We start from the raw sequence: 10,174 nt of genomic DNA on the forward strand, positions 1-10,174 counted from the left end.
ATATGCTGCGTTCGACCCGAACCGCTCGAACCCCGATTTCGCGCGACCTGGTAAAACGCTCGCGAGAAGTGCGCCCGGAGGAGCGCGAGGGCGTCCGAAAGCGCTTGAGACGCAACATATCGTGCAAAACTGTGCAACGCAGACCCCCGCCGCGCCCCGCCGGGTCGGTTGGTCGGCGGGGCGCGGCGGGGCTATGAAGTGCCGACGAAGATGTTTCACGTGAAACATCTGTACGGATAGACTGTCGCCCATGGCAAGCCGTCATCCTGAGCGGAGCGCCGGTCGCTTGGATGTGGGCGCGCCCCGCTGGGGCGGGGCGCGGCGGGAACTATGAGATGTGGCCCAGGAAGTCTTTCGTCCGATCGGACTTGGGGTGGTCGAACACCTCTTCGGGCGTGCCCTGCTCCACGATGAAGCCGCCGTCCATGAAGATGACGCGGTCGGCCACGTCGCGGGCGAAGCCCATCTCGTGGGTGACCACGATCATGGTCATGCCGCCCTTCGCCAGGCCTTTCATGACGCCCAGCACGTCGCGCACGAGTTCGGGGTCCAGCGCGCTGGTGGCCTCGTCGAACAGCATGACGTGCGGGTCCATGGCAAGCGCGCGGGCGATGGCCACGCGCTGCTGCTGGCCGCCCGACAGCTCGGAGGGCTTGTAGTCCACGCGGTCGGCCAGGCCCACGCGGGTCAGCTGCTCGACGGCGACCTTCTCGGCCTCCTCCTTGGCGCGATGCAGCACCTTCTGCTGCGCCAGCATCACGTTCTTCTTGGCCGTGAGGTGCGGGAACAGGTTGAAGTTCTGGAACACCATGCCCACTTTGGCGCGCACCTTGTTGATGTCGGTCTTCTTCGCGGTGATCTCGGTGTCCTCGAAGAAGATGCGCCCATCCGTGGGCGTTTCCAGCAAGTTCACGCAGCGCAGCAGCGTCGACTTGCCCGAACCCGACGGACCCAGGATGACCACCACTTCGCCGCGCTGCACCTCAAGGTCGATCCCGCGCAGCACCACGTTGTCGCCGAACGCCTTGCGCAGCCCCTCGATGCGGACCACCGGCTCGCCGACGCGCACGTCAGCTGCATTTGTGCTTTCTTCGCTCATATCCGCACCTCCTTAATGGCTGATATGGTTGGAGCCGGCCAGCGTCTCGGACATGCGCAGGCTCTTGGACACGGCCGCATCGGAGTCGGGCAGCACGGCCTCTTCCGACGTGATGGTCACACCCTTCTTGCGCTTCTTGCGGCCGCCCGCCATGCGCTGCTCCATCGAGTTGATGAGCTTTGTCATGGGAATGGTCACGATAAGGTAGAAGCCGGCGGCCACGATGTACGGCGTCACGTTGCCCGTAGCGGCCGTGATGGTTTTCGCGTACATCATGATCTCCATGACGCCTACGGCGGCCAACAGCGACGTGTCCTTGTACATGAGGATGAACTCACTCGTCATCGTGGGGATCACGCGCCGCACGGTCTGCGGGATGATAACGTAGAACATCGTCTGCGCGCCATTCATGCCCAAGGAGCGCGCAGCTTCGAACTGGCCGCCGTTGATGGACTGAATGCCCGCGCGGAATATCTCCGCCAGGTACGCGCTGGAGTTCAGCACGAGGACGATTGCGCCCAACACGAACAGATCCATTTTAATGCCGAGCAGCGGCAAACCGAAAAACGCGATGTATATCTGCAGAAACAGCGGCGTACCGCGCACGATGTTGATGTACGTAGCGCCGAGAGCGCGCGGGACACGGCTTTTCGCCATGCGCATGAACGACCACAGAAGGCCGATGGGAATGGCCAGCGGAAAGCTGACGATGACGAGCGCGATGGCGATAAGCCATCCGCTGAACACCACCGGCACCGAGGTGACGATGATGCTGGGGTCGAAGAACAGGTGGAGGAACTTGTTGGAGTTCCACGCCTTCACCCAATCCTGCATGCCGAGCCAAGTGGACAATTGCTCGGCCGGAGACGTGCTGACCACGTCGAACGTCTTGTCGGTGGCAGGCATGTCGAGCGTCTGCCCGTCCGCCGTGGTATAGCTTCCCGTCAGGCCGAAGGTTCCCCCATCGCCCGGCAAAAGCGTGCGGTTGCACTCCACCATGACAAGAGAGCCGGCAGGCGTGGCCTCGGGGAACGTCACCGTGACCAGCGATCCGCCGTCAACCTGCACCTTCGAGGCGACGTCGAGGCGATCGAGGCCGTTCATGACGGTAACCTTGACGTTCTCGGCGTCGACGGACGAGCCCTCGGGCAGATCGATAGCCAACGCCGACAGCGATTCGTCCTCGGCGGTCTGCCCTTGCCACGTGACGCGCGTGGGCGTGGCGCCCATGACCTTTTCGAGCGCGTCGTCGTTGGGCTGGGCGGTCCATCGCTCAACCTCCATCGCCTGAGCGCTCAGCGGAAACGCGAACAGCACGGCAAGTGCCGCAGCGGCCAAAAGCGCTGCGGCACTTGCCAGGTGCATCCGCGTGCATCGAATGATACTCATGATGTCACGCTGGTTAATTTACTGAAGCCACTTGGCGGCAAGTTCGTCGTACTTGCCGTTGTCATGCACGGCCTGCAGCGCTTTGTTCAGCGCCTTCGTGAGCTCGGGGTTCTCCTTGCTCACTGCGACGGCATACTGCTCGCCCGTGGGAATCTCCTTGATCACCTGGCAGTCCGAGTACGACCTCACGTAGTAGTTCGCCACCGGCAAGTCCACGGACACGGCATCGATCTGGCCGGAGTCGAGCGCGGCGAACACAGCCGTCATCTCGTCGTAACCGGTAACCTCGGCATCTTTGATGTTCTCGGCAGCCCACTCGTAGCCGGTCGTGCCGCTTTGGGCTCCGATCTTCTTGCCCTCAAGCTGGGCGACGTCGGTGATGCCCGAATCGCTGCGCACGGTGATGCTCTGGTTCACGTTGCAGTACGGATCGGTGAAATCCACCTGCTGCAGGCGCTTGTCGGTGATGGTGAACGAAGACACGCCGACGTCAGCCTTGCCGCCGGTCTGGATGAGCGGCACGATGGTGTCGAACTTGGTGGACGGCAGATACTCGCACTCGAGACCCATCTCTTCCGCCAGCAAGGTCATGAGGTCCACCGCGAAGCCTTCGGGCTTGTCGCCGTTGAGATTCTCGAACGGCGGGAAGTCGAGCGACGCCGCCACCGTCAGCTTGCCGTCGTTGACCAACGTGTAGCCCGCATCGTTCCCGCTGGTGCTGCTGGTAGTGGTTCCCTGATCTCCGGACGAGCAGCCAAACAGCGCGAGCGACGCGGCCAACGCGCCTGCGGCGACGAGCGCGCCCCATTTCTTGATATTCATGTTCCTCCCCTTTCCACTGCATCCGCTTTTCTCGAACACTATAAGTATGACGCAGTCGCACTACTATACGGCCCCGGACGCTCTTTATCAAAGGTCTAAGCGCCAAGAGAAGGGTTAGTTGAGCGTGATGGCCCCCGAGCGGTCGTTTCGGAGGGCCGTGCGGTTTAGCGCGCTAGAGCGATGGAGCGGCTATCCGCATACGGCGCACACAGCACACAGCACCGCGAGAAACGCGAAGTTGAAAGCCGTGAAGCGCGCGACGAAGCCGCTCGCCGTTTGGCGCGCCAATTCGGGACGGCGCCCGAGCGCAGCACGCACGGCACGATACTGGTTGAACGTGATGAGGCTGGCCAGCGATGCCACCAGCGTGCCCGCGCCGCCGATGTTCACGCCCACGAGCAGCGCCTGATAGCTGTCGGTGAAATGCGACAGCAACACCGCGGCCGGCACGTTGCTGACGATCTGGCTGGCGGCCGCGCTGGCCAGCAGCGCGTTATCGGCCATCGCCCGGGACAACACCGCTTCGACCGAGGGAATGCGCGCCATATTGCCCGCGAACACGAAGAAGCAGACGAAGGTGAGCAGCAGCCCGAAGTCCACCGAGCGCAGGGCGCGACGGTCGAGCACGAGCAAGCCGGCTACCACGGCGACGAGCGAAACCGGATACGGAACCAGGCGAAACACCGAGGCGATGACCAGCAGAAGCAGCGCGCCGAACGCGATGGCGCGACGACGGTCGACAGGGGCGACGTCGGATCGCGCGAGGTGCCGCCCCTCCGCAGGCCGCCCTTCGGAAGCGCGGGGCGTCGGCTTCGCGAACAGGGCGCAGCTCAGGCCGATGAGCAGCACCGACACGGCAAAGGGCAACGCCATGGTAGCAAGGAAGTCCGTCAGCGGGATGTCGAACCGCTCGAACAGGTAGAGGTTCTGCGGGTTTCCGAACGGCACGATCATGCCGCCGAGATTCGCCGCCAGGCTCTGCATGATGAACGCGAAGGGAAGCGCGCGTTCCCACCCCGCTTTGAGCAAAGTCGCCGCACAGAGGGGCAGCATCATGATGAGAGCCATGTCGTTCGTGGCGACCATCGACAGCACCAGCGTGATGCCCACGATGGCCGTGACGGCCGCGCGGCAGGTGGAGAAGCGCCCCACCATCGCGCGAGCCGTTGCTTCGAACACGCCTGCGTTGCGCAGCGCACCGACGAGCGCGAGGATGCCGAACAGGCAAGCGAGCGTTTTAAGATCGAAGTAACCCAGATAGGAGGCGTCGGGCGGCACGACCAGCATGGTGGCCGCCGCGGCGAGCGCCGACACGAGCAGCACCGCGTGGGTCCGCGCGAAGCGCAGGCAGGCCGAAGCGATGCGGGCGCGCGAAAAAACGCCCCTCGGATCAGGGGCGTTCGGAGAAGTCGATGAGGGGTCGCGCGTCATGGCGACCAGTGTAGCGCGTCGACGGACGGCGTACAACCGCCAAAGCGCGCGAACCCCCGCCCGTACGAGGTCGCGATCGCGGGGCGCAGGGCACGGCCGCGTCGATGCGGAGCGGGCGATCGCGGGGACGGAGCGGTCGGTGCGCAACGCGGCCTCCCAGGCCGATTCGGCGGGCCTGCGCACGCAACGGCACGCGCCCTAGCGCTCCGGAAGGTTCGCGCAATCTACGCCGGAACGCGAAACCCCACGTGGGGAACCCTGCCGAACTTCCCGTGGTAATCGGAACCGCCCGTGCAGACGAGACGGTAGCGAACGGCAAGCTCGGCGCAGCGAGCGTGATCTGCCAAGGTGTGGTCGGGATGGAAGCGCTCGATGCCGCCGAGACCGCATTCCACCAGGTCGGGAAGCAGATCGTAGCTGTCAAGCTGGCCGGGATGCGCGAGCACCGCCAGCCCGCCGTCCTCCACGACGACCCGCACGGCGTCGCGCGCGTCCACGTAGTCGATGTCGCGGTCGCAGATGCCGCCGTTCTTGAACAGGCTGCGATACAGCGTGCGGTAGGCGGCGCTGGGGTACGGCTCGCTGGTGAGCGCGGCCATGAGGTGCTGCTTGTACAGGCACGTTGACGCGCGGCCCAGCTCAAGCGCGCGCTCTACGTCCACCTCGTAGCCCGCTTCCACCAACCGGTCCAGCTGCCACAGCGAGTTCGCGTGACGGCGCTCAAGCGTGGACCCGCACAGGGCGGCCAGCGCGGGCGCGCCCTCCTCGACGCCCAGCCCCAGGATGTGCACCTTGCGGCCGCGCTCGAAGTCGTAGGCGCTCACCTCGATGCCGCCCACCACCTGCACGCCCAGGCGCTCGCCCAGCTCGCGAGCGGCGGTCAGCCCGGCAGTGGTGTCGTGGTTCGTGAACGCCAGGCGCTCGACGCCTCGCTGCGCCGCCTGTTCGAGCACCTGCTCGAACGTGTCCGATCCATCGGACATCGTCGAATGCACGTGAAGATCTTCGATCACGATTCCCCTTTCGCGGTACGGAATACGGCTGGGATGGCAAAAAAGCATCGAATTCGGAAGGCGTGCCCGCCTCATAGGGTTGGACTATGCGAGAAGTCGGGGCATGGTTTTCCACGACCAGGCGTTTTGCCAGCGTTCCGCTTTCCTGCGCCGCGAAAAGACAGCTCGAGATTCCGAATTCGAATGCTTTTTGCCATTGGGACGACGTTGCGCGACCGCGCAAGGCGCCGTCGCCACGAAGGTCGCCGCCGCAAGGGGCTCCGTCGCCGCCTCCGGATGTTTCACGTGAAACATCCGTTCTCTTGCGCGCCACCCTTTCCTGCTCGCGACCGCACGGCGTCGGGCGCGGGCGATACATCCTCGTCACGCCATCATCCCCTCCTGCATGTTGAACTCATGATCGCACAAGCCTTCCATGAATTCGAGGTCGTGGAAGATGCCGAGCATCGTGGTGCCTTCGGCTTTCAGCTGCTCGATGAGGGAGCGCACCTTGAGCTTCGACGCGTTGTCGAGCGAGGCCGTGGGCTCGTCGAGCAGCAGCAGGCGCGGGCGCTTGATCATGGCGGCGGCGATGTTGAGGCGCAGCTTCTCGCCGCCCGAGAACGTGCGGGGGTACAGCTCCCACAGGCCTTCGTCCAGATCGAAGTGGCGCAGCATGCGCTCGGTCTCCTCTTCGGCGCGGGAGCGCTCGTCGGCGCCGTACGCTTCCAACGCGCTTTTCAGCACGATGTCGTAGGCGGTTTGGCGCGGCAGGGCGTTGAGGAACTGGGAGACGTAGCCCAGCTCGTAGGCGCGCAGGTACAGCATCTGGCGCTGCGTGGCCTGGGCCAGGTCCAGCATGCCGAAGCGCTGCGAGTCGTACAGAATGCGGCCGCGCTCGGGCAGGTTTGTGCGCCAGATGCAGCGCAGGATGGTGGACTTGCCGCTGCCGCTGCGCCCCGTGATGCCCACGAACTGGCCCGGTTCGATGGCGAAGTCGATGTCCTGGCACCCTTGCACGCGCCGGTTCACGCGATGGAGCAGGAAGGTTTTGGACAGGCCGTCGATTCGGAGGAGCGCCATGCTACACCGCCTTGGCCAGAGGGCGGGTCAGCTGGTCGAGCGAGACGAGCTGCTCGGTGTCGCGCCCGTAGCCGAGCGGCTGGTCGGGATAGTGCGAGCGGAACACCGAGCGGCCGCCCACGAACGCGCGCGTGACCACGGGCATCGTGCGCGCGACGCGACCGTCCGGCCTTGCGCCCGGGTGCTCGCCCGAGCCTTCGCCTTCGCCGCAGGAGATCTCGCGCACCAGCAGCACGTCGGCGCGCTTGCCCACCGCGATGGAGCCCACCTCGTCGGCGATGCCCGCGGCCTTCGCCGGGTTGATAGTGACCAGCGCGAACGCTTTCGCGATGTCGAGCCCGCACTGGTCGCGCAGCGTGAACACCGCGTCCAGCAGCGCCGCCGGGTAGTAGTCGCTGCACAGCACGTCGATGGCGCCGGCCTGCACGGCCTCGCGCGCGCTGAGGTTGCCCGAGTGGCTGTGGCCCAACATCACGTTCGGCGCGCCTGCGATGGTGTGCATGCCGCGCGCCCGCGCCGCCCGCGCGATGTCCAGCGAGATGGGGAACTCGGAGATAGTGGCCTCGAGGCCGTCCATGAACGCCAGCTTGTCCTCGCTGTCGTCGTCGTGCGAGGCGATGGACACGCCGCGCTCGCGCGCCACGGCCGCCAGTGCTGTGATCTGGGCGTACGTGAGCTTCTGGCTCTCCTGCTGCTGACGCACGATGTCGCGCACGTCCTCGTCGCTGACGTCGCGGTAGCCCTTCAGCGTGTCGCCGAACACCAGCAGGTCGCGGTACTGGCCCTGCCCCGGCGTGTGGTCCATGAACGACACGAGGTCCACCTTGCCCGAGCGCAGGAAGCTCTCGATGTCGTCGTACAAATCCACCGAGTCCAGCTCCACGCGCATGTGCAGGCGGTGGCGGATGAGGTGGTCGCGCTCCTCGCCCGCGCGCAGGGCGGCCACGCGGTCGATGAGGGCGCTCACGTTGCCGAAATCGCGGATGGGCTTGTGGTCGAACACGTGCGCGCCGTACACCGACAGCGAGTGGAAGATGGTGGTCACGCCGTGCGACACCAGCTCGCGGTCGGCCTTGTACAGCGACGTGGACAGGTCCATGACCACGCTGGGGCGCGGCGAGGCCACGTTCTCCACGTAGTCCGAGTGGATGTCGATGAGGCCGGGCGCCACGTACGCGCCGCGCGCGTCCACCACGGGCAGCACGCCCATCGTGGCATCGGGCTGCGCGTCGAAGTCGGACGCGCCCACCGGCTCGATGGCGGCGATGCGCCCGTCGATGACCACGACGTCGCAGTCGGGAAGCACGCGGTCGGCGCACACCACCGTGCCGCCGCGGATGATGCAAGAATCAGTGTCCATGGTGCAGGTTCCTTTCAAAGGGTCACATATTGGCGTAGTAAGTCAGCGAGGGTTCTTCCGGTGCCCGAGATTGGCGTGAAAGACCGAGGAAGCGTACTTTGGTACGCGACGAGGGCTTGGAGCGCCAAGATCGGACACCGGAAGAACCCGCAGCGTCGGCGTACTCCTTGCTCGTCAGAGCAAGGAGTAGACGAGCTGTTGGGTGTATGCGTGTTGGGGGTCTTCCAGGATCTGGTCGGTCAGGCCGCTTTCGATGACGCGGCCGTCCAGCATGACCAGCGTGCGGTCGGCCAGCATGCGGATGACGCCCAGGTCGTGGCTGACCACCAGCATGCTGACGTTGAAGTCGCGCCTGATCTGCTGGATGAGGTCGAGCACGGCGGCTTGCACGGAGAGGTCGAGGCCCGTGGTCACCTCGTCGAGCAGCAGGATGGGAGGGTTGTTCGACAGCGCCTTGGCTATCTGGACGCGCTGCTGCATGCCGCCGGAGAAGTTGCGCGGCGGCTCGGCCTCGCGCGACAGCGGGATGTTCACGCGCGCGAGCAGCTCCTCCCCGCGAACGCGCATGGCGCCCACGTTGCGGTTGCCGGCGGCGATCATCTGCTCGGCGATGTTCGACAGGCTGGAGAAATCCATGCGCAGCCCCAGGTAGGGGTTCTGGTACACCATGCCGAACACCGTGTTGCGGATGGCGCGCTGATGCTGGGGCGACAGCTGCAGCAGGTTCGCCGCGCCGCCGTCGAAGGGACGGGCGCGCACGTCGCCCTCGGTGGCCTCTTCGTCGAAGAACAGACACTTCATCAGCGACGACTTACCGCTTCCCGACTCGCCCACGATGCCGACGATCTCGGCCGGGAACACGTCCAGGCTGACGTCGCGCACGGCGTGCACCGTGCCGCAACGCGGGCATACGTTGCGTTCCAGCTGCGCCGCGGGAGCAAGGCAGTGCGGGCAGCCCGCGCCGAAGCGCTTCGACAGGTGGCGCACCGACAGGCACGGCTCCTCGTCGACGCCGAATCGTTGCGCATCAAGCATGGGAAGTTCCTTTCCGAGAATTGCCGGTCGTTCGTAGAGTCAGCGAGGGGGCTTCTGGTGCCGAAGATTGCGGGGAAAGGCCGACGAAGCGTGCTGCTGCACGTAAGGAGGCCTTGGAGCCGCAAGATTCGGTGCCAGAAGCCGCCGCAGCGTCGACCGGCTTCGTCGGCTGGCAAGCCGACGAAACACAATAGTTCGTGTCGTTGCATTGGTAGTAGGTTTCGCCGGTGGCTTCGTCCACCAGCTCGTCCAGGTAGACGCCCTCGGCGCCGCACAGGCGGCAGCGCTTTCCCTCGAAGGTTTCCACCGCGAACGGGTAGTCCTCGAAATCGAGCGGCTTGACATCGGTGAAGGGCGGCACGGCGTAGATCTTCTTCTCGCGGCCCGCCCCCAACAGCGTGAGGTGGCGCGCCTGGTTCAGCTTCAGGTTGTCGAAGCGCGGGATGGGCGACGGCGCCATCACGTAGCGGCCGAACACCTGCACAGGATGGTCGGCGCCGGTGGTGGTGGCATCGAAGCGCACGATCTGGTCGAACAGTTCCAGCCACGCGCCGGTGTAGTCGGCTTCGGCGTGGAGGCGCTTCGTGGCGGCCTCGCTGGGCTCGAAGCTGCGCAGCGGCTCGGGCGTGGGCACCTGCAGCACGAGGATCTGACCGTCGTCCAGCGGATGCTCGGGAATGCGGTGGCGCGACTGGATGAGCGTGGCGTCCTCGGTGGCGTCGGTCACCTCCACGTCGGTGGTGTCGACGACCAGCTTCTTGATATTGACGGCGTTCACGCTGTCGTCGGAGCCCTGGTCGATCACCTTGAGGGTGTCGTCGGGACCGATGATGGCCAACGTGATCTGCAGGCCGCCCGTGCCCCAACCGCGCCCGATGGGCATCTCGCGCGAGGCGAAGGGCACCTGGTAACCGGGAATGGACACGCCTTTGACCAGGGCGCGGCGGATCGCGCGCTTCGACG

9 protein-coding genes are annotated in these 10,174 nt (G+C 65.5%); all 9 read right to left on the reverse strand.

All coding sequences use genetic code 11. From position 1 onward, the window contains the following. Window positions 1-328 precede the first annotated feature (328 nt). Complete coding sequence (locus ACMO6A_RS09740) at window positions 329-1,099, reverse strand: amino acid ABC transporter ATP-binding protein (RefSeq protein ID WP_418471172.1); 771 nt, start codon at window positions 1,097-1,099, stop codon at window positions 329-331. A gap of 12 nt (window positions 1,100-1,111) precedes the next feature. Beyond that, entirely contained in the window at window positions 1,112-2,488 is a 1,377-nt protein-coding gene (locus ACMO6A_RS09745; RefSeq protein ID WP_227110145.1) for an amino acid ABC transporter permease, read from the reverse strand. Window positions 2,489-2,506: 18 nt separating this feature from the next. Next, window positions 2,507-3,310, reverse strand: a complete 804-nt coding sequence (locus ACMO6A_RS09750) for an ABC transporter substrate-binding protein (protein ID WP_009305812.1) — start codon at window positions 3,308-3,310, stop codon at window positions 2,507-2,509. Between the two features lie 189 nt (window positions 3,311-3,499). Next, entirely contained in the window at window positions 3,500-4,633 is a 1,134-nt protein-coding gene (locus ACMO6A_RS09755; protein ID WP_232453148.1) for an SLC13 family permease, read from the reverse strand. 332 nt (window positions 4,634-4,965) lie between these two features. Beyond that, complete coding sequence (gene phnPP, locus ACMO6A_RS09760; protein WP_015759891.1) at window positions 4,966-5,754, reverse strand: phosphoribosyl 1,2-cyclic phosphate 1,2-diphosphodiesterase; 789 nt, start codon at window positions 5,752-5,754, stop codon at window positions 4,966-4,968. Window positions 5,755-6,117: 363 nt separating this feature from the next. Then, on the reverse strand, window positions 6,118-6,816 hold the full coding sequence (locus tag ACMO6A_RS09765) for a phosphonate C-P lyase system protein PhnL (RefSeq protein WP_009305809.1): 699 nt from the start codon (window positions 6,814-6,816) through the stop codon (window positions 6,118-6,120). Between the two features lies 1 nt (window position 6,817). Continuing rightward, the gene (locus ACMO6A_RS09770; protein WP_015759890.1) at window positions 6,818-8,176 is read right to left on the reverse strand and encodes an alpha-D-ribose 1-methylphosphonate 5-triphosphate diphosphatase; all 1,359 of its coding nucleotides are present in this window, start codon (window positions 8,174-8,176) and stop codon (window positions 6,818-6,820) included. A 174-nt stretch (window positions 8,177-8,350) separates the two neighbouring features. Continuing rightward, window positions 8,351-9,211, reverse strand: coding sequence for an ATP-binding cassette domain-containing protein (locus tag ACMO6A_RS09775; RefSeq protein ID WP_009607953.1), 861 nt, complete (start codon window positions 9,209-9,211; stop codon window positions 8,351-8,353). Continuing rightward, window positions 9,204-10,174, reverse strand: a 971-nt coding sequence (locus ACMO6A_RS09780) for an alpha-D-ribose 1-methylphosphonate 5-phosphate C-P-lyase PhnJ (protein ID WP_418471173.1), incomplete at its 5' end; no start/stop codon positions are given. The genes ACMO6A_RS09775 and ACMO6A_RS09780, both read right to left, overlap by 8 nt.

It is taken from the genome of Eggerthella sp., assembly GCF_048329335.1.
GTDB lineage: Bacteria > Actinomycetota > Coriobacteriia > Coriobacteriales > Eggerthellaceae > Eggerthella > Eggerthella lenta.

Excerpts from the sequence above, each read along its gene's own strand:
- ACMO6A_RS09765 (WP_009305809.1), bottom strand. The coding sequence starts at position 6,816 with ATGGCGCTCCTCCGAATCGACGGCCTGTCCAAAACCTTCCTGCTCCAT.
- ACMO6A_RS09775 (WP_009607953.1), bottom strand. The coding sequence starts at position 9,211 with ATGCTTGATGCGCAACGATTCGGCGTCGACGAGGAGCCGTGCCTGTCG.
- ACMO6A_RS09770 (WP_015759890.1), bottom strand. The coding sequence starts at position 8,176 with ATGGACACTGATTCTTGCATCATCCGCGGCGGCACGGTGGTGTGCGCC.
- ACMO6A_RS09750 (WP_009305812.1), bottom strand. The coding sequence starts at position 3,310 with ATGAATATCAAGAAATGGGGCGCGCTCGTCGCCGCAGGCGCGTTGGCC.
- ACMO6A_RS09740 (WP_418471172.1), bottom strand. The coding sequence starts at position 1,099 with ATGAGCGAAGAAAGCACAAATGCAGCTGACGTGCGCGTCGGCGAGCCG.
- ACMO6A_RS09745 (WP_227110145.1), bottom strand. The coding sequence starts at position 2,488 with ATGAGTATCATTCGATGCACGCGGATGCACCTGGCAAGTGCCGCAGCG.